The sequence below is a fragment of the Thermus sp. genome (genome assembly GCF_040290245.1).
Lineage (GTDB): Bacteria > Deinococcota > Deinococci > Deinococcales > Thermaceae > Thermus_A.
Genome location: NZ_PSMQ01000018.1, coordinates 13,311 through 32,054, shown reverse-complemented (window position 1 = coordinate 32,054; position 18,744 = coordinate 13,311). Strand labels below are relative to the sequence as shown.

Annotated in this window: 18 protein-coding genes; 5 read left to right on the top strand and 13 right to left on the bottom strand. The window is 65.3% G+C overall.

Annotated features, from left to right (window positions below; genetic code table 11):
* The 11 genes from mnmE to C4301_RS04175 form a co-directional block, all read right to left on the bottom strand.
* On the bottom strand, window positions 1-961 hold a 961-nt coding region (gene mnmE, locus C4301_RS04225), incomplete at its 3' end, for a tRNA uridine-5-carboxymethylaminomethyl(34) synthesis GTPase MnmE (RefSeq protein ID WP_352413858.1).
* A gap of 1 nt (window position 962) precedes the next feature.
* On the bottom strand, window positions 963-2,225 hold the full coding sequence (gene hemL / locus C4301_RS04220; RefSeq protein WP_352413857.1) for a glutamate-1-semialdehyde 2,1-aminomutase: 1,263 nt from the start codon (window positions 2,223-2,225) through the stop codon (window positions 963-965).
* A gap of 20 nt (window positions 2,226-2,245) precedes the next feature.
* Window positions 2,246-3,226, bottom strand: a complete 981-nt coding sequence (locus C4301_RS04215) for an alpha-ketoacid dehydrogenase subunit beta (protein ID WP_352413856.1) — start codon at window positions 3,224-3,226, stop codon at window positions 2,246-2,248.
* Window positions 3,213-4,235, bottom strand: a complete 1,023-nt coding sequence (gene pdhA / locus C4301_RS04210) for a pyruvate dehydrogenase (acetyl-transferring) E1 component subunit alpha (RefSeq protein WP_352413855.1) — start codon at window positions 4,233-4,235, stop codon at window positions 3,213-3,215. Before pdhA ends, C4301_RS04215 begins: the two co-directional genes overlap by 14 nt.
* A gap of 13 nt (window positions 4,236-4,248) precedes the next feature.
* Window positions 4,249-5,361 carry a pyridoxal phosphate-dependent aminotransferase gene (locus C4301_RS04205; RefSeq protein WP_352413854.1) on the bottom strand — a complete coding sequence of 371 codons (1,113 nt, stop codon included), beginning with the start codon at window positions 5,359-5,361 and terminating at the stop codon, window positions 4,249-4,251.
* Window positions 5,362-5,370: 9 nt separating this feature from the next.
* Window positions 5,371-6,123 carry a triose-phosphate isomerase gene (gene tpiA, locus C4301_RS04200; RefSeq protein ID WP_352413853.1) on the bottom strand — a complete coding sequence of 251 codons (753 nt, stop codon included), beginning with the start codon at window positions 6,121-6,123 and terminating at the stop codon, window positions 5,371-5,373.
* Window positions 6,123-7,292 (bottom strand): phosphoglycerate kinase, encoded by a 1,170-nt coding sequence (locus C4301_RS04195; RefSeq protein WP_352413852.1) that lies wholly within the window; start codon window positions 7,290-7,292, stop codon window positions 6,123-6,125. Before C4301_RS04195 ends, tpiA begins: the two co-directional genes overlap by 1 nt.
* Window positions 7,293-8,288 (bottom strand): type I glyceraldehyde-3-phosphate dehydrogenase, encoded by a 996-nt coding sequence (gene gap, locus C4301_RS04190; RefSeq protein WP_352413851.1) that lies wholly within the window; start codon window positions 8,286-8,288, stop codon window positions 7,293-7,295.
* Between the two features lie 143 nt (window positions 8,289-8,431).
* Window positions 8,432-9,688 carry an ABC transporter substrate-binding protein gene (locus C4301_RS04185; RefSeq protein ID WP_352413850.1) on the bottom strand — a complete coding sequence of 419 codons (1,257 nt, stop codon included), beginning with the start codon at window positions 9,686-9,688 and terminating at the stop codon, window positions 8,432-8,434.
* A gap of 46 nt (window positions 9,689-9,734) precedes the next feature.
* Window positions 9,735-10,928 carry a carbohydrate ABC transporter permease gene (locus C4301_RS04180; protein WP_503012388.1) on the bottom strand — a complete coding sequence of 398 codons (1,194 nt, stop codon included), beginning with the start codon at window positions 10,926-10,928 and terminating at the stop codon, window positions 9,735-9,737.
* Complete coding sequence (locus tag C4301_RS04175; RefSeq protein WP_352413849.1) at window positions 10,918-12,123, bottom strand: carbohydrate ABC transporter permease; 1,206 nt, start codon at window positions 12,121-12,123, stop codon at window positions 10,918-10,920. Before C4301_RS04175 ends, C4301_RS04180 begins: the two co-directional genes overlap by 11 nt.
* On the opposite strand from C4301_RS04175, the gene smpB reads away from it, so the two are divergent.
* The 5 genes from smpB to C4301_RS04150 are packed head-to-tail and all read left to right on the top strand — an operon-like array spanning window position 12,122 to window position 17,550.
* On the top strand, window positions 12,122-12,577 hold the full coding sequence (gene smpB / locus C4301_RS04170) for an SsrA-binding protein SmpB (protein ID WP_503012387.1): 456 nt from the start codon (window positions 12,122-12,124) through the stop codon (window positions 12,575-12,577). The two genes, C4301_RS04175 and smpB, sit on opposite strands and share 2 nt — an antisense overlap.
* Complete coding sequence (locus C4301_RS04165) at window positions 12,574-13,746, top strand: N-acetylmuramoyl-L-alanine amidase (protein WP_352413847.1); 1,173 nt, start codon at window positions 12,574-12,576, stop codon at window positions 13,744-13,746. Before smpB ends, C4301_RS04165 begins: the two co-directional genes overlap by 4 nt.
* Window positions 13,743-14,240, top strand: a complete 498-nt coding sequence (locus C4301_RS04160; RefSeq protein ID WP_352413846.1) for a GerMN domain-containing protein — start codon at window positions 13,743-13,745, stop codon at window positions 14,238-14,240. Before C4301_RS04165 ends, C4301_RS04160 begins: the two co-directional genes overlap by 4 nt.
* Window positions 14,241-14,257: 17 nt before the next feature.
* Window positions 14,258-17,227, top strand: a complete 2,970-nt coding sequence (locus C4301_RS04155; protein ID WP_352413859.1) for an SMC hinge domain-related protein — start codon at window positions 14,258-14,260, stop codon at window positions 17,225-17,227.
* Window positions 17,224-17,550 (top strand): nucleoside triphosphate pyrophosphohydrolase family protein, encoded by a 327-nt coding sequence (locus C4301_RS04150; protein ID WP_352413845.1) that lies wholly within the window; start codon window positions 17,224-17,226, stop codon window positions 17,548-17,550. The genes C4301_RS04155 and C4301_RS04150 overlap by 4 nt, the downstream gene beginning before the upstream one ends.
* A 142-nt stretch (window positions 17,551-17,692) precedes the next feature.
* On the opposite strand, the gene C4301_RS04145 is transcribed toward C4301_RS04150, so the two are convergent.
* Together C4301_RS04145 and C4301_RS04140 are read right to left on the bottom strand one after the other, a co-directional pair.
* Window positions 17,693-17,941, bottom strand: a complete 249-nt coding sequence (locus tag C4301_RS04145) for a TFIIB-type zinc ribbon-containing protein (RefSeq protein ID WP_352413844.1) — start codon at window positions 17,939-17,941, stop codon at window positions 17,693-17,695.
* Window positions 17,941-18,624, bottom strand: a complete 684-nt coding sequence (locus C4301_RS04140; RefSeq protein ID WP_352413843.1) for a zinc metallopeptidase — start codon at window positions 18,622-18,624, stop codon at window positions 17,941-17,943. Before C4301_RS04140 ends, C4301_RS04145 begins: the two co-directional genes overlap by 1 nt.
* Window positions 18,625-18,744 lie beyond the last annotated feature (120 nt).

The window sequence follows — 18,744 nt, the reverse complement described above, 5'->3', positions numbered from 1 at the left end:
TCCGCTCCGGAGGGAGGGGGGGCGGGGTGGGCCTAGGGGCGGCCCGGTCCGCCAGGAAGAGGATCAGGTCCGCTTCTTCCGCAATCCTTAGGGCGCGCTCCACCCCGGCCCGCTCCACGGGGTCTTCCGTCTCCCGGATCCCGGCGGTGTCGATGGCGATGAGGGGGATGCCGAAGAGCTCCAGGGGGGCCTCGAGGTAGTCCCGGGTGGTGCCGGGGATGGGGGCGACCAGGGCCCGTTCATACCCCAAAAGGGCGTTTAAGAGGCTGCTCTTGCCCGCATTTGGGGCTCCGAGGAGGGCCAGGCGTGCCCCCTTCTGGGCGAGCCGGCCCGCCTTTGCGGAGGCCAAAAGGGCCTGGACCTCCTCTAGGGCATCGCGAAGGACGCGTTCGGCCCGGTGGGGCTCCACCCCCTCCTCCGGATAGTCCAAAAGGGCCTGGATGTGGGCTAGAAGGTCCAGGAGCCTGTCGGCGAGGCGGCGGATCTTTTCTGAAAGCGCCCCGGAAAGCCCCCTTAAGGCCTGCCTTCGGGCCAGCTCCCCTTCCGCCTCCACCAGGGCCAGAACCGCTTCCGCCTGGGCCAGGTCCATCTTTCCATTCAGGTAGGCCCTTAAGGTGAACTCCCCAGGCCCCGCCACCCGGGCCCCCGCCTGGACCAAGGCCTCTAAGACCTGCCGGAGGACGGCGGGGCTCCCATGGGTTTGGAACTCCACCGAGTCCTCCCCGGTGTAGGAATGAGGAGCCCGGAAGACAAGGAGGAGGGCCTGGTCTATTGCCTCCCCCGTCTTTGGGTTCACCACCTCCCCCAGGGTGAACCGGCCCCCCTTCATCCGCCTGGGGTCCTTCCCCCGCCACACCCGGGCGGCCACCTCCAACGCCCCTTCCCCGGAAAGCCGCACCACCCCTATTGCCCCCTTGCCAGAGGGGGTGGCGATGGCGCAGATGGGCTCGAGGCGGCGCATCTCAAAGGGCCTTGCGGAAGGCCTCGAGGGTGCGGTCGATCTCCTCTTCCGTGTGGGCGGTGGAGAGGAAAGCGGCCTCAAAGTTGGATGGGGGCCAGTAAACCCCCTGTTTTAAGAGGGCGTGGAAGACCTCTTTGAACCGGTTTGTGTCGGTCTTTTTTGCCTCCAGGAAGGTGCGCACGGGGCCTTCGGTGAAGAAGAGGGTGAGCATGGACCCCACCCGGTTTACCGTTCCCGGGGTGCCGGTCTCCTGCAAGAGGGCCTTCAAGCCTTCCTCCAGCCGCTGGCCTAGGCGCTCCAGGGCCTGGTAGAGGCCCGGGTTTTCCTCCAAGATCTCCAAAGTGGCAAGGCCTGAGGCCATGGCCAGGGGGTTCCCGGAGAGCGTCCCCGCCTGGTAGACCGGCCCCAGGGGGGCCACCTTTTCCATGATCTCCCGCCGGCCCGCATAGGCGGCCGCGGGAAGCCCCCCGCCCAGGATCTTCCCCAAAGCGATGAGGTCGGGCTTAAGGCCGAACCGCTCCGTGGCCCCCCCGAAGGCCAAGCGGAAGCCGGTCATCACCTCATCGGCGATGAGGAGGACCCCGTAGGCCTTGGCCTCGTGGAGGGCCTTAAGGAACTCCTCCGTGGGGATAAGGACCCCGGCGTTTCCCACCACCGGCTCGAAGATGATGGCGGCAATCTCCTCCCCCCGCGCCTTCAGCACCTCCTTGAGCCCCTCGGGGTCGTTGTACTCCAGGACCAGGGTAAGCCGGGCGTACTCCTGGGGGACCCCGGCGCTCGTGGGCACACCAAAGGTGAGGGCCCCGCTGCCTGCCTCCACCAAAAGGCCGTCCGCATGCCCGTGGTAGTTGCCCCGGAACTTGACGATGAGGCTCCGCCCCGTGTACCCCCGGGCGAGCCGCAAAGCGCTCATGGTCGCTTCCGTTCCCGAGCTCACGAAGCGGACGAGGTCCACGGGGTAGGCCCGTTTGACCGCCTTGGCCAGCTCCACCTCCAAGGGGTGGGGGGCCCCAAAGGTGAGGCCTCTTTCCATCACCTCCCGCACCCGGCTTAGGACCTTTGGATGGGCGTGGCCCAGGATCAGGGGGCCCCAGCTCAGGACGTAGTCCAGGTACCGGTTCCCCTCCAGGTCGTAGACGTAGGCCCCTTCCCCTCGGACCAGGTAGGGTGGGGTCCCCCCCACGGCCTTGAAGGCCCGGACCGGACTCGAGACCCCTCCCGGGATGTGCGCTTGCGCCTCTTGGAAAAGCTCGGCGTTCGTCACGCCCTTTAAGGTACCACGCCTCAGTGGGTGAGAACCGTGCGCACCGCCTCCAAGACCCTTTTGGCGTTCGGACGGTAGTGGTGCTCCACCGCGCTGAAGGGGGGGTAGGGGGCGTCCCAGCCCGCCACCCGGACCACGGGGGCCTCGAGGTGATCGATCGCCTCCTCGGCGATGCGGGCCGCCACCTCTGCCCCGAAGCCCCCGGTGCGCATGGCCTCGTAGACCACCACCGCACGGCCGGTCTTTCGAACAGATTCCAGAACAGTTTCCGTGTCCAGGGGGACCAGGGTCTCCAGGTCCACCACCTCGAGCTCCACCCCTTCCCTGGCGGCCACCTCCGCCGCCTGGAGGCAGACCTCCACCATCCCTCCGTAGCAGAAGAGGCTGGCCCTCCTCCCTTCCCGCACCACCCGGGCCTTCCCCAAGGGAAGGGTGTAGTACCCCTCGGGGACCTCGGCCCGGCTGCCCCGGTAGAGCTTGATCGCCTCGAGGAAGAAGACGGGGTCCGGGTCCTCGATGGCGGAAAGGAGAAGCCCCTTGGCCCGCTCGGGGCTACTCGGGATCACCACCTTCACCCCGGGGACGTGGCAGAGGATGGCCTCCGGGGAGTCCGCGTGCTGCTCTGGGGTGTGGACCCCGCCCCCATAAGGGGCGCGGACCACCAGGGGTACGTGGAACCGGCCCCGGGAGCGGTGCCGCCACCGGCCCAGGTGGGAGAGGATCTGGTCCAAAGCGGGGTACAAGAACCCTGCAAACTGGATCTCGGCCACGGGCCGCATCCCTCCCAAGGCCAGGCCGATGGCCATGCCCAGGATCCCGCTTTCCGCCAAGGGGGTGTCGAAGACCCGGTCCTCCCCATGCTTTTTCTGGAGCCCCTCCGTGACCCGGAAGACCCCTCCGAGCCGGCCCACATCCTCCCCAAAGACCAGAACCCGGTCGTCCTTGGCCAGGGCCAGGTCCAAGGCCTCGTTGATGGCCTGCACCAGGTTAAGCGCCCGCACGGAGCACCTCCCACGCCCGCCTTTGATCGGGGGTCATCTTTTCATAGACGTGTTCCACGATCTCCTCGGGCCGGGGTTCCGGGGCCTGGTCCGCGGCTTTAAGCTCCGCCTCAAACTCGGCCTCAAGCTCGAGAAGGAGGGCCTTTTCCCTTTGTTCGTCCCAAAGCCCCCGCTCCTCCAGGGCCGTTTTCAGGCGCACCACGGGGTCCTTGGCTGCCCAGGCCTTGACCTCTTCCTCGCTCCGGTAACGGCTCGGGTCGTCGGAGGTGGTGTGGGGGGCCAGGCGGTAGGTAAGGGCCTCGATCAAAGTGGGCCCTTCCCCTTTCCTCGCCCGCTCCACGGCCTTTTTGGCCTCGAGGTATACGGCAAGGGCATCGTTCCCATCCACCACCACCCCGGGCATCCCGTAGCCCTCGGCTCTTTTTGCGATGTAGTCCACCTTCATCTGCTTGGACCTGGGCACGCTGATGGCGTACTGGTTGTTCTGGACCAGAAAGACCACGGGGGCGTTGAAGACGGCGGCAAAGTTCAGACCCTCGTGGAAATCCCCCTCGCTCGTTCCCCCGTCCCCGATGCTCGTGACCACCACCCAGTTTTCCCCCTGGTAGCGTCCGGCCAGGGCCAGGCCCACCGCCTGGGGGATCTGGGTGGCGATGGGGATATAGGGGTTGAGGGCCCGGACCTCCTCGGGGAATCGCCAGCCCGCGGGATGGGCCCGCCAGTAGAGGATCAGCGTCCGGATGGGGAGGCCGTGGGTGAGGAGGAGGGCGGACTCCCGGTAGCTGGGGACCACCCAGTCTTCCCGCCTCAGCGCCATCCCCACCCCCACCTGCGCCGCTTCCTGGCCCAGGAAGGGGGGGTAGACCCCCAGCCGGCCCTGGCGCTGGAGGGTGATCGCCTTTTCATCAAAAAACCGGGCCCTGCGCATGGCCCGGTACAGGGAAAGGGCCTCCTTTTCGCCTAGGGGGAACTCGCCCCTGTCCAGATAGGAGACGGGTTTGGCTTTCACGGCCCGGAGTCTATCATGACCCCTGTTCCCGGCTCAACCGGGAAAGCCGCTCCAAGGCCCGCTCGATCTCCTCCTCCTTCTTGCAAAAGGCGAAGCGGAAGAGGCCTTCTGGCGGTGCCTCCAGGTAAAAGGCCTCCCCGGGGATGGCGACCACCCCGGCCTTTAGGAGGTCCAACGGGCCCTGGGGGAGGCGGGCCATCAGGAAGTAGGTCCCCTGGGGGAGGAAGGCCGTAAACCCCAGGCCGCGTAGGCCCTGGTGGAGGAGATCCCTTCGGGTACGGTACTTTTCCCGGAGGAGATCGTAAAACCCTTCCCGCCGCGCCGCCTTAAGCCCCTCGGCCACCGCCACCTGCAAGGGCGTGGGGGCGCAGAAGCTCGTCCACTGGCGCATCCCCGCCAGGGCGGGTGCAAACCCCTTGGGGGTGAGGATCCAACCCACCCGCCACCCTGTGGCCTCTAGGCGCTTGCCCGCACTGCCCACGGTGAAGGTTCGTTCCGGGGCGAAGGCGCGCAGGCTTCGGAAGGGGATAAAGGCCAGCTCCTCGTAAACCTCATCGGAAACGATGTAGAAATCGTGCTTCCGGGCCAGGGCAGCGATGGCCCTAAGGGTCTCCTCCTGGAGGACGAGGCCGGTGGGGTTCATGGGGGTGTTGAGGAGGAGGACCCGGGTCCTTGGGGTGATGGCCGCCTGGAGCCGGGTGAGGTCCAGCCGGAACCCCTTTTCCTCGAGGTCCAGCCGGACCGGCCTGGCCTCCGCCCCCGCCAGGGCCACATCCGGTAGGTAGACGTCGAAAAAGGGCTCTAAGACGATCACCTCATCCCCCGGCCCCGCCAGGGCTTGGAGAAGGGTGTAAAGGGCCTCCGTGGCCCCACTGGTTACCACGATCTCCTCCGGGCTCAGGCCGTACTCCTCCGCCAGGGCCTCCCGCAAAAGGGGGTGGCCCGCGGGAGGGGCGTACTGGTCGTGGCGGCCCAGGGCTTTGCGGGCCGCCTCGAGAAGAAAAGCAGGGGGGGGCTCGGAGGGGAAGCCCTGGCCCAGGTTGACCGCCCCCGTCTCCTGAGCCAGGCGGCTCATCCGGGCGAAGATGCTTTCCTTGGCCACCCGGGTCCGGGGGTGAACGCGCATGGCTTCACTTTAACCCGCAAGTTTAACCAAGGCCAGGAAGCTCTCCAGCTCGAGGCTAGCCCCCCCCACGAGCCCGCCGTCCACGTTGGGCATGGAGAGGAGGCTTGCGAAGTTCCCCGGGTTTACGCTTCCCCCATAGAGGATCCGCACCCTAGCCGCGAATCCTTCTCCGTACCTTTTGGATAGGGCGCTTCGGATGGCCTGGTGCATCTCCTCCGCGTCCAGGGGGGCGGCGTTTTTTCCAGTCCCGATGGCCCAGACGGGTTCGTAGGCCACCACCAGCTGGCGGGGGTCCTGGAGGTCCACGCCCTCCAAGGCGGCCGCGAGCTGGCCCAGGGTATAGGGGACCGCCTCCCCCCTTTCCCGCACCTCCAGGGGCTCCCCCACGCAGAGGATAGGGGTGATCCCCTCCTCGAGAAGCCTGAGGAGCTTCTCCCGCACCAGGGCATCGGTTTCTTGGTGGTGCTTCCGCCTTTCCGAGTGGCCCACGATGGTGTACCGGCAGCCCAGGTCGGCAAGCATCCGGGCGGAGACCTCTCCCGTGTAGGCCCCCTCTCGGTGGGCGGAGACGTCCTGGGCCCCGTAGGCCACCTGCGTGTCTTGGAAGGCTTCCCGGGCATAGGGGAGGATGGGAAAGGCGGGCAGGAGGGCCACCTCACTTGCCAAAGGGGGAAGGAGGCGCTTGAGCTCCCGGAACCAGACCCTGGCCTCCGAAGGGGTCTTGTGCATCTTCCAGTTTCCGGCGATGAGCAGGCGCCGCATTACTCCAGGACCTCCACCCCCGGCAGCGTGCCCTTTTCCAAAAACTCCAGACTAGCCCCGCCCCCGGTGGAGACATGGCTGAACCGGTCCTTGAGGCCGAGGCGGTTTACCGCCGCGACCGAGTCCCCACCCCCCACCACGGTGAAGGCGCCCTCGAGGGCCGCCAAGGCCCGGCCTACGCTCAAAGTCCCCTCGTCAAAGGGGGGGACTTCAAACACCCCCATGGGCCCGTTCCAGAAGGCCGTCCTTACCCCCTTCAGGGCCTCGGTGAAGGCCTCCCGGGTCTTAGGCCCGATGTCCAGGCCCATATAGGGCTGGGGAACGGCGTCGGCGGGGAAGACCTGGGTGGGGATTCCAGCCTCTATCCCCTGCGCGGCCACCACGTCCTGGGGCAGGTGGACCCTCACCCCCTGTGCCTCGGCCCGCTCGAGCAGGCTTCTGGCCAGCTCGAGCCGATCCTCCTCCACCAGGCTTTTCCCCACCTCGCCCCCTTGGGCCTTGAGGAAGGTGAAGGCCATGGCCCCGCCGATGAGAAGCCGGTCGATGCGGGGAAGGAGGGCCTCGATCACCCCAATCTTGTCCGAGACCTTGGCCCCTCCCAGGATCACGGCGTAAGGGCGTTCGGGCTCGTGCAAGAGGCGGGAGAGGGCCCGCACCTCCTTCTCCATGAGGAGGCCCGCATAGGAGGGCAGAAGCCGGGCCACCCCCACCACGCTGGCGTGGGCCCGGTGGGCGCTTCCGAAGGCGTCCAGAACAAAAGCCTCCCCCAGCCGGGCATAGCGGGCGGAAAGCTCGGGGTCATTCCTCTCCTCACCTGCCTCAAAGCGGACGTTCTCCAGCAGGGCGACCTCTCCCGGGGCCAAGTCCTGGACCGCTCGGTGAGCCTCCTCCGAGCCTGGGGTATGAGGCACGAAGCGGACCGAGGGGATGTGTTTTTTCAGCGCCTCCGCCACCGGGGCCAGGGAGTACCTGGGGTCCTGCCCCTTGGGCCTTCCCAGGTGGGAGAGGAGGACCAAGGAGGCCCCCCCGGCCAGAAGGTGCCGAAGGGTAGGCAGGCTTTCCAGGATCCGGGTCTCGTCCTGGACCTGCCCATCCTTGAGGGGGACGTTGTAGTCCACCCGCACCAGGACCCGCTTGCCCCTGGGGTCCAGGTCCTTGAGCGTCCGCATCTAGACCCCCTTCTTCAGGACCAGCTCCACCAGGTCGGCCACCCGGTTGGAATACCCCCACTCGTTGTCGTACCAGGCGAAGACCTTGACCAGGTTGCCGATGGCCTTGGTGAGCTTTCCATCCACGATGGAGGAATGGGGGTCCATGACGATGTCCTGGAGGACGATCTCATCCTCCGTATAGGCCAGGATGCCCTTCAGGGCACCCTCCGCCGCGGCTTTCAAAGCGGCGTTCACCTCTTCTACGCTGGTCTCCCGCTTGAGAAGCGCGGTGATGTCCGAGATGCTCCCCGTGGGGGTGGGCACCCGGAGGGCCATCCCGTCAAACCTCCCCTTGAGCTGGGGCAGGGTCAAGGCGGTGGCCTTGGCCGCCCCGGTGGTGGTGGGGATGATGTTGATGGCCGCCGCACGGGCCCGCCTAAGGTCCTTGTGGGGGAGGTCTAAAAGCCGCTGGTCGTTGGTGTAGGAGTGGACGGTGGTCATGAGGGCCTTCTCCACCCCAAAGGCCTCGTCCAGAACCTTCATCACCGGGGCCAGGGAGTTGGTGGTGCAGCTGGCGTTGGAGAGGATATGATGCCGGGCTGGGTCGTACGCCTCGTGGTTGACCCCCAGAACAACGGTGATGTCCTCCCCCTTGGCTGGGGCGGTGATGATGACCTTTTTCGCCCCCGCCTCGAGGTGGAGCGCCGCCTTCTCCCGGTCGGTGAAGACGCCGGTGGATTCGATGACCAGATCTACCCCGGCCTCCTTCCAAGGGAGTTGGGCCGGGTCCTTGATGGCCGTGGCCCGGATGGCCCTTCCATCCACATACAGGTTCTCCTCGTCGTAGGCCACCTCTCCTGGGAAGCGGCCGTAGACGGAGTCGTACTTGAGGAGGTGGGCCAGGGTCTTGTTGTCCGTCAGGTCGTTGATGAGGGCGACCTCGCGCCCCCTTTGATGGAGAATCCGAAAGACCTGCCTGCCGATGCGTCCGAAGCCGTTGATGCCGATCTTCATACTCCGCCCCCTTTTCGCTTCCCGAAGGGAAGCCTCCTCCCTAAGTATACCTTTGGCCTGATAAGCCTCCGCCCCAGGATTGGATAAGAAAAATCCCACCCTGGGGTGGGATTTCAGTGGGGTGCCCCCGCTGCGGGGCGCCCTTAGCGGGTCCGCCCTGCCAGAAGGTCCTCCGCCTGCTTTTGGGCCTTGTCCAAGGCGGCCTTGGGGTCGGCCCTGTTCACGATGACCTCCTTGATGGCCTGCCCCAGGATGTCAAACCGGATCTGTTCCCATTCAGCCAGGGCAGGCTCAAACTTGGCGTAGCGGGCTTGCTTGACGATCATGGCCGCATCGGGGTTCTCCGCCAAATACTGCTTGAAGCCCGGGTCCTCGAGGGCCTTCTCGTGCACGGGCACGTACCCCGTGGCCCGGGAGAAGGCCGCCTGAGCCTTGGGGCTGATGACGTACTGGAGGAACTGGGCCACGAGCCTTTCCTGTTCCTTTTTAAGGCCCCGGAAGACCACCAGGTTCGTCCCCTGGACCAGGCCGTATCCGGGCTGCCTGCTGGTCTTCCCGGGAAGGAGGGCCACGCCCAGATCAAACTTGGCCGCCTGGAGGTAGTAGGTGTACCCCGCGGAGGTGTCCACGCTGAAGGCGTAGGGGCCGGTGCCCAGGTTCTGGTTGATGTAGCCGGAGGTGATGGGTTTGGCCCACCCTTCCTTGACCCCGCTGGCCAGGAGGCTTAAGGCCTCCACCGCCTCTTTGGAGTTCAGGACGAGCCTGCCGTCTTTGAGGTAATTCCCACCCAGGTTGAAAAACCAGTAGGCGAAGGTGCTGGCGTCGGGCTGGAAGTAGTAGACGGGACCCCCCTCGGCCTGCGAGAGTTTTTTGGCCGTGGCGATCAAGGCGTCCAAGGTGGTGGGCACCTTAAGACCGTGCTTTTTCAGGAGGTCCTTGTTGTAGTAAAGCACCTGGATGCTTTTGTTGAAGGGGACGCCGTAGACCAGGCCTCCAAACCGAACCGCGTTCAGGAAGGCCAGGTTGACCCCGGAGAGGTCCACCCCGAGGTTCTGGATGGGGGTGAGGGCCTGGGCTTGGAGGTAGAGGGCGATGTTGTTCTCATAGGCCTGGGCCATGGCAGGAGGGGTGCCTGCGGCAAAGGCGGCCTTGATCTTGGTGGACAGGTCCCGGTAGCTCCCCTGGGGAACGGGCCGGACGCAGGCCTTGCCCCCCTGGGTTTTGTTGAACTCGAGGACCAGGGTTTCCAAGGCGGCCTTAGGGGCTCCTCCGGTGAAGCCGTGCCAGAGCTCCGCCACCACCTGGGCCTTCTCGCACTGGGCCTTGATCACATCCTCGGGTTTCTGCTGCGCCAGGGCCAGGCTGGCCAGGGCTAGGAGAGGGATAACGGCTCGATTCATACCGTTCCCAGTATACCCGGGGTGGATCAAGGAGAGGTCAAGACCTTTACTTTAACCCGCTCCGCGCCACCCCCTGGATGAACTGCTTCTGGGCCAGGAAATACCCTAGGACGATGGGAAGGATGACCAGGGTGGAAGCGGCCATGAGCTGGCCGTAGTCCGAGCCGGCTTCCCCGATGAAGGCGAGGAGGCCGAGCTGGACCGTGCGCATCTCTGGGCTCTGGGTGACGATCAATGGCCAAAGAAGGGCGTTGTAGGCCCCTAGAAAGGTGAAGATCCCATAGGTGACAAGCCCGGGCACCGCCAAGGGCAGGGCGATCTTGAAAAGCTGGGTCAGGTACCCGGCCCCGTCTATCCGGGCCGCGTCAAAGAGGTCCTGGGGGAGGGAGAGGTAGAACTGCCTCAGGAGGAAGATGCCGAAGACGCTGGCCAGCCAGGGGACGATGAGGGCGTAGTAGGTGTCCAGCCACTTGAGTTTGGCCAAGAGGAGGTAGCTGGGGATGAGGAGGACCTCTCCGGGCACCATCATCGTGGCTAGGATGAGGAGGAAGATTCCCTCTTTGCCCGGGAAGGGGATCCGGGCCAGGGCAAAAGCGGCCACCGCGGCTAGGAAAAGCCCCACTGCCACCTGGATGGAGGCGGTGATGAGGCTATTGAAGAAGTACCGCCCGAAAGGCGCCGCCCGCCAGGCCTCGAGGTAGTTGTGGAACACGTATCCTAAAGCCCCTGCCGTGGCGTTCATCCACTCGAGCCGCCAGTAGGCTCCCTGGGAACGGATGAGGTCCGGGGGCAAGGAAAGACGCAAGGGAGCCTCCTTGGGCCAGAGGACCACGAGAGGCACGGTCTGGAAGCGGGTCTGTCCGGTGTTCTCCAGAACAACCTCAAAGCCTCCTTCGCCCTTCCTCACCTCCACCCGCACCTGCTCTTTCCTGGGGTCAACGAGCGCCCCCAAGGCCATGGGGATGAAGGCTTTTGGAGGGGTGGGCCCGGGTCCCAGGGGGAAGACCCGGGTCTTTTGGGGGGCCAGCCCCCCTAGGCCCATCCCTCCGATCCGGGCCGCGGCCAGCCAGTTTTGCGGCTTCATCCGCTCGGGCACCCAGACGGGCTGGGCTTGCTGGGCCTCCTGGGGGCTTTTGAGGCTGGTGGAGACCATCCAGTAAAAGGGGAAGGCCATGACCGTGGTTACGGAAAGGAGGAGGATGTGGATCAGGAACCGCCCCAGGAGTTGCCTAAGCCTCATAGTTCACACGCTTTTCCAGGATCCTCCGCTGCACGATGGTGACCATCAAGATCAGGAGGAAGGTCACCATGGCCAAGGCGGAGGCGTAGGAGAAGTCCGAGTCGCGGAAGCCCTTGTTGTAAAGGTACATCGCCAGGGTGAGGGTGTCCTGCAAAACCCCCCCTGTGGGGGTGAGGACGTAGACCTGGGTGAAGACCTGGAAGGCCCCGATGAGGCCTAAGGTGAAGAGAAAAAAGGTGGTGGGGGAAAGAAGGGGCCAGGTGATATGCCGATGCATCTGCCACCAGCTGGCTCCGTCCAGGGCTGCGGCCTCGTAGTACTCCTTGGGGATGTTTTGTAGCCCCGCCAGAAGGATGACGGTTTGGTAGCCCAGGAAGTGCCATACGCTCACCACCATCACCGCGGTGAAGGCCAGGCTCGGGCCTGCCCAGAACCCTTGGACCTCGAGGCCAAGAGGCTTAAGGAGGTAGGTGAAAAGCCCGCTGGGCGTGTTCAGCCAGTCCAGCCCCGGTGTGTGGAGGAGCCAGTTTAAAAAGCCGAACTCAGGGTGGTAGATCCACCGCCAGACCGCGGCAGCGGCGGTGAGGGCGGTGATGTAGGGGAGGAAGATGAGGGTCCGGTAAAGGCCCCGGAAGGCGATCCGCTCGTTGAGGAGCACCGCGAGCCAGAAGGCCAGAAAAAGGCCCGTGGGCACGGTAAAGACCACGAACCAGAAGGTGTTGCCCAGCGCCCGGTGAAAAAGGGGGTCCTTGAGGAGGATGGCGTAGTTGCCAAGCCCGAAAAACCTGGCCTCTCCCAGGAAGTTGAACCGGTCCAGAAGGGAGAGCCATACGGCAAAAAGGGCAGGGAAGACCTGCCAGGCAAGGAAGAGGAGGAGGCTTGGCCAAACAAAAAGCCAGCCGTAAAAGGCGGCCTCCGCCTTCTCCGGGACCTCCCTTAGGCTGAAAAAGGCCAAGATGGGGGCAAGGAAGAAGAGCAGCCCCCCCCAGGGCCAGGGGTTGAGAAGGCCCAGAAGCCCCAAAAGGAGGAGGAAGACCACCCGGGGCCTCCGCCAGAAGAGTAGGCTGGAGGCTCCGTACAAAAGCGCAAGGCCGAACCCCGGCCAGGGTGGGATAAGGCCCAAGGTGCCCAGGCCCAGGCTGAAATAGGTAAGCCCCCCCAGGCTTAAGGGGAGGTAAAGCGGGTAGCCCCTCATGCCACAGCCGAGTATATTATGGGCCGTGGCGCTAGAGAACCGGCGGGCCCGGCACGATTACGAGATCTTGGAAACCCATGAGGCAGGAATCGCCCTTAAGGGGACGGAGGTGAAGTCCTTAAGGGCGGGGAAGGTGGACTTCACGGGGAGTTTTGCCAAGTTTGAGGACGGCGAGCTTTATTTGGAAAATCTATATATTGCTCCTTACGAGAAGGGTTCCTACACCAACGTGGACCCTCGTAGGAAACGGAAGCTTCTCCTCCATCGCCATGAGCTGAATAGGCTCCGGGGAAAGGTGGAGCAGAAGGGGCTGACCCTGGTGCCCCTGAAGATCTACTTCAACGAACGGGGCTACGCTAAGGTGCTTCTGGGGCTGGCTCGAGGCCGCAAGGCCTACGAGAAAAAGCGGGAGGACAAGAAGGAGGCGGTGCGCCGCGCTTTGGAGGAGTGGTGAGAGGCGTTCTGGCAGGGCTTTGCTGGCTCGGTTTTGTTTTGGCCCAGGCCCCCAAACCCCTTCTTGTGGGGGCGCTCTCGGGCCAGGCGCTCTACCCCGCGGGGGCCGGGGTGGCTTACGGAGGGGCCAGGTTCGTGGCCGAGGGGTTGGGGCTTGGCCTATGGCAGGGGGGAAGTGAGGTGGCCCTTTCCCTGGGGGCCTTGGTGGAGCGGTTCCCCATCGTAAAGGAGGAGGCGAGGGCGGTCCGGGCCCAGGCCGCCTGGCTGAATGGGGACAGGGTGTACCTGCCCCTTAGGCCGCTGGCCCAAGCCCTAGGGCTTTCCTATGTGGCGGGCGAGGGCATCCGGCTTGGCCTGCCCTGGGCCCAGCTTCTTTCTGTGCAAAAGGTGGAGGCGGAGGGGAGGCAACGGATGGTCCTGCGGTTTTCCCGGGAGGTCAACGCGGTCCCGTACCAGGGAGGGCTTCTTTTCCCCTTTGCCCAGGGCTCGGGAGAGGGGGTTAAGGGAGAGGCTAGGGGGCTTTTCCTCCCCCTGGACACCCCCCCTGACCGGCTCTTTTACCCAGGCGGGGGCCAGGTAGTGCTGGAGTGGGGAGGGCTTCCGAGGCCTAGGCCCACGGTTCTTCTAGACCCAGGCCACGGGGGGCAGGACACGGGCGTAGGGGAGGAGAAGGCCCTGGTTCTGGACCTCGCTTTGCGGGTCGCCTCCAGGCTCTCGGCGGCTTCGCCGAACCCCCAGATGGAGGTGCGCCTGACCCGGAAGGAGGACCGGGCGGTCCCCTTGGAGGAGCGGCGGAGGCTTGCGCAAGGGGCGGCCGTGGTCCTCTCCCTCCACGCCAAACGAGGCCAAGGGGTTACCTTGTACCTGGCCGACCGCCCCCCCACCCGCCTGGCCCAGGCGGTCCGGGAGCTTCTGCCCAACCTTCCCCCGGAGCGGAAAGCCCTCCTCCTGGCCCAGGCGGGGGATGGCGAGGCCCTGGCCAAGCTCCTGACCCCGGCTTTGGCGGCCCTGGGCCTACCCGTGGCCGAGGCCCGCGGGCCCTACGCCATGGCCCGCGTCACCGGGGCGGGGGTGGTGGTGGAGGTGGGGCTTCAGACCCTGGCCTCAAAGGACATGCGCGAGGCCTTGGCGGAGGCCCTGGCCAAGGCAGTCCGGGAGTACCTGCGATGAGGCGTTGGCTTAGCACGTGGAATCTCCTCGGAGCGCTCGTCTTTCTCCTGGGGGCGCTCTTTTACCTCCGAAGCGGCCAGGAGACCCTTTCCAAACCCCTGCCCCTTCCCCCCGCCCTCGAGGCCCGGGCCCCTAAAAGGGTGGCGGTGAACCTGTACCTGCCCACCCCGCCTCAGGGGTTTATGAAGAAGATGGAGGAGGTCCAGCTTGCCCTGGGGGAGGAGGCCTACCAGAAGGCCCTGGAGCTTTGGCTTAAGGAGACGGGGAAAACCCTTTCCCTCCAGGTTTTCCGTCGTGGGGAGGGGTTCGTGGTCAACCTCCAGACCCCCCCCAGGGATCTGGACGTGGAGGGGGAGGTCTTCTTGCTCTACGGCCTGGCCTACACCCTTTTGTACACCTTCCCCGAGGGCAAAAGCGTGCGGTTTCTCGTGGATGGGCAGCCCTCCTTGGGCTTTGCCCATCTGGACCTTTCTGAGCCCATCTCGCTTCCATGAACTGGCGTTTGGATCGCGTGGTTGTACACGGGTTCAAGTCCTTTAGGGACCGGACCCTTTTGGATTTTACCGAGGAGGTCACGGGGATCATCGGCCCGAATGGCTCTGGGAAGAGCAACTTGGTGGAGGCCATCCGGTTTGCCACCGGGGCCCGCTTCCGGGAGATCCGGGGCGGAGAGGAGGCGCTCTTTTTCCAAGGGGAACGGGGGCGGCTTGGGGTTTTAGAGGTGCGGCTGGAGTTTTCACGGAAGCAGGAGCGCCTGGTTTTGGAAAGGCGGCTGGAGGGGGAAAGAAGCCTCCTCCGCCTGAACGGCCGGGTGGCCACCTGGCGCCAGGTGGGGCTGGCGTTGGCGGGCACGGGCCTGGTCCGGGGGTATGCCGTGGTGGGCCAGGGGGAGGTGGGCCAGGTCTTGGAGGCGGGGCCGGAGGCCCTCCTCATGGCCTTGGAGGAGGCGGCGGGGCTCAGGCCGGTGGCTGAGGCGCTCCGCCAGACCGAGGAACGCCTAAAGGAGGCGGAGGGCCTCTTGCTCCAAAAGGGGGAGAGGCTCCAGTCCCTAAGGCAAAGGCTTGACCTCCTCCGGGAGGAGGCCAGGCGGGTGAGGGAGGCGCGTCGGCTTCAGGCCAGGCTCCTCCAGGTGCGCCGGGGGTTTTATCTGGCCCGGAAGAGGGAGGTGGAGGAGGAAGCCCAGGCGGCCCACCGGCGGCTCGAGGCCTTGGAGAAGGAAGCCCAGGGCCTTTTGGAGGCGGAGAAGCGCCTGATCGGGGAAAGGGCACGCCTTGCTGAGGAGAAGCGGTCCCTTGAGGAGGAGGTGCGCGCCCTCCAGGCCGAGGCCCAGGCCCTTTCGGCCTTGAAGCGGGAACAGGCCCAGCTCGAAGGGCTCCTTGCCCGCCTGGAGCGCCCCGAGGTTCCAGATCCCGGACCCCCTCCCCCTAGACCCCCCTTGGCGCTGGACGAGGTGCAGAAGAGGCAGAAGGCCATCCGGGAAGAGGAGAAGGCCCTGCGGGCGCTTCTTTCCAAGGCCGAGGCCCAGCTTTTCGCCTATGAGAAGGAGAAGGCGCGGTACGAGGCCGCCTTGGAGGCCCACCGTCAGGCCCTCATGGAGCGGGAGGCCGCCGAGGAGGCCCTTCTCGAAAAGGAGAAGGCGTTAAGGGAACAGGAGGCCCTCTTCCAGAAGCGCCGGGCCTTGGAGGCGCGCTTGAGGGACCTCGAGGGGGAGATCAAAGCCCTGGAAAGGGAGCGGGCCCGGCTTGAACGCCTCCTGGCCGAGGGGACGGACCTTTCCGAGGGGGTGCGGCGGGTCAGGGGGCTTCCCGGGATCTTGGGGGTGGTGGTGGACCTTCTGGAGGTCCCCCCGGGGTATGAGGTGGCGGTGGAGGCGGCCCTGGGCCCCAGGCTGCAGTGGGTCATCGTGGAGGATGAAAAGGTGGCCCAAAGGGCCATCCAGCGGCTGAAGGAGGAGGGCGGGCGGGCCACCTTTTTGCCCCTCACCCTCCTCTTTCCCCCGCGCCTTTTTCAGCTTCAGGCCCCGGGGGCCTTGGGCCCTTTGTATCGCCTGGTGCGGATCAGGGGTCTACAGGACGAGGCCCTTCTTTACACCCTCTTCGGGGAGACCTGGCTTTTTGCGAACCTCGAGGAGGCGCTCTCCTTCTTCAAGAGGGAGAAGAACCCGCCCCGCTTGGTGACGCTGGAGGGAGAGGTTTTGGAGCGCCTTGGCGCCCTCACCGGCGGCCGGCTTAAGGGAGGCGGGGAACGGTTGAGGCTCCGGGCCCGCTTGCGAAGCCTTCTCCTGGAAGAGGAGGGGCTTAAGGCGAGGATGAAGGAAGTCCAGGAAGCCCTTTTTGCCCTCCCTGAGGTGCGGCTTTCCGCTCTACGGGCGGAGGTGGAAGGCCTGCGCCAGAGGCTTGCCCGCCCCTTGCCCCCCTTGCCGTCCCTGCCCGAGCCGCCCCGTTTGCCTGATCCCCGGCCGCGGCTCCGGGCGCTCGAGGAGGAAAAGGAGCGCCTGGAGGCCATTCTTGCCCAGGCTTTGGCCTATGAACGCCACCGGGAGGCCGAGAGGCACCACCAGGAATACCTGCTCCTTAAAGCGGAGGCGGAGCGGGTGCGCCAAAGGCTTTCGGAGATCGCCCATAGCCTCGAGGCCCTTCGCCCGTTGGAGGAAGGGCTCAAGGAAAAGGAGAGGCGCCTCAGGGGCCTTGACGCACGGCTTAAGGAGATCTCCGAGGCCGAGACCACCCTTCTCCTCAGGCGGAACCAGCTGGCTTCGGAGCGGGAAAACTTGCGGGTGGCCCTGGCCCGGAAGGAGGCGGCTTTGGAGGGGGTCTTGGCCGAGCTCTCCCTTCTTCCCGAGGGGGAGGCTTTGGAGGGGACCTCCCGTCAGCTTGCCCAGGAGCTTGCCCGCCTGGAGGTCACCCTGGCCCAGATGGGGCCGGTCAACCCTCTGGCGGAGCGGGAGGAGGAGGAGCTGGCCCGGACCCTGGAGTCCGAGGAGATGGGGATCCAGGAGGTGCAGATCGCCGCCTCCCGCCTAAAGGAGGAGGCCAGAAGGACCCGCGAGGCCTACAATAAGGCCCTGGAGGAGGCCTTCTTGCGCTTCAAAGAGGCCTTTGCGCACTACGCTCAGGCCCTTCTAGGGGCGGAGGGGGTGGCGGAAAGGGGGCAGAGGGGCCTCGAGCTCCGCTTGAGACCGAGGGGAAAGCGCGTCCAGGACCTACGGCTTTTCTCCCTTGGGGAAAAGACGCTCGGGGCCTTGGCCTTTCTCTTTGCTTTGGGAGAAGTGCAGGGAGGACTTCCCATCGCCGTCTTAGACGAGGTGGACGCGGCTTTAGACGAGGCCAATCTCATCCGCTTCGCCTCCTTTTTAAAGGGGCGGCAGTTCATCCTGGTCACCCACCAGAAGCGCACGATGGAGGCCTGTCAGGCCCTTTATGGCGTGACCATGGAAAGCGGCGTTTCCCGCGTCTACGCGATCCGGAAGGAGGAGGTATGACTCTGGAGGAGTACCAAAAGGCAGCGGAAAAGACCGCCCTCTACCCCGAGGTTTACCGGGTTCTTTACCCTGCCTTAGGCCTGGTGGGCGAGGCGGGAGAGGTGGCCAACAAGGTGAAGAAGATCCTTCGCGACCATGAGGGAGCTCTTCCTCCTGACCTCAGGGAGGCCCTTTTGGATGAGCTCGGGGATGTGCTCTGGTACGTGGCCCTCCTGGCCCGGGATCTGGGGGCTTCCCTCGAGGCGGTGGCTGAGGGAAACCTGAGAAAGCTTGCCTCCCGTAAAGCCAGAGGAGCCTTGAAAGGCAGTGGGGATGACCGATAGCAATAATTTTGCAAGAACTCTATATCCCCGATAACTGGAATTAGGGGGGATTACAGCCCCCTCGTGCTCCCCTGGCTCTCTAAGCCAATCTCTAGAGCAGAGCAAAGACCCCGGATTCCCGGGGGCTTTGCTCTCGAGTGCCCTAATCGAAGATATCGAAAAGGTCGAAAAGTTTACGCTTCTTCGCGTAGGGCTTGTGCTCCTTTCGGTAGAACTCCTCCCTTTCCTTCTCGTAGACTTCTACTTCTTGGTGCACGGTTTTTAGGAGTTTTTCCAATTCCCCCCGGTCCAGCCAAACCCCGCCGCACCGGGGGCAGAGGTCTATCCCCACCCCTTGGCGCACCACCTCCCGCATGGGTTCTTGGCAGATGGGGCAGGTTAGAAGGGGCATCACTCCTCCCGGCGGCCAAAGCCTAGAAGGCTTGCGTAGTAGAGGATGGTGGCGAGGGTGCTGGCCAAGGCGGCCACGTAGGTGAGGGCAGCCACGGTCAGGACCTGGCGGGCGGCGGGCATCTCCTTGGGGTTGAGGAGGCTCATCCTCTGGAGGAAGCCCAAAGCCCTCCGGCTCGCGTCAAACTCCACGGGCAGGGTGATGAGCTGGAAGAGGGCCACCGCCAAGAAGAGGTAGAGCCCCAGCTGGGCCAGGCCCAAGGCTCCCATGGCCAGGCCAAGGAGGACCAGGATGGGCCCCAGGTTAGAGCCAATGTTGGCCGCGGGGAGGAGGCTATGGCGAACTCTCAGCCAGGTGTACCCCTGGGCATCCTGAACCGCATGCCCCACCTCGTGGGCGGCCACAGCCAAGGCGGCGAGGCTTGGGGAGTGGAAGTTGGGCTCGGAAAGCCGGACCGCCTTGGCCATGGGGTCGTAGTGGTCGGTAAGGGCCCCTGGGGTCATTTCCACCTGCACCCCGGTGAGGCCGTGGGCATCCAAGATGGCCCGGGCCACCTCCGCCCCCGTAAGCCCCCGGGTGTTCGCCACCTGGCTGAACCGGCCGTATGTGGACTGGAGCCACCACTGAATCGCTAGGCTTGCGAGGAAGACCAGCGCCATCAGAACCAAAGCCAACGTCGTCATCGTCCCTCCTTTCGGGGGTACAGCCAAAAGGCGAGACCGCCTGACCCGTATGGGGTCCTGCGGTCTCGCCAAAGCGCTTTTCGCGCTCCTGACCGACCGGGGCCCAAGGCCCGTCTTGAC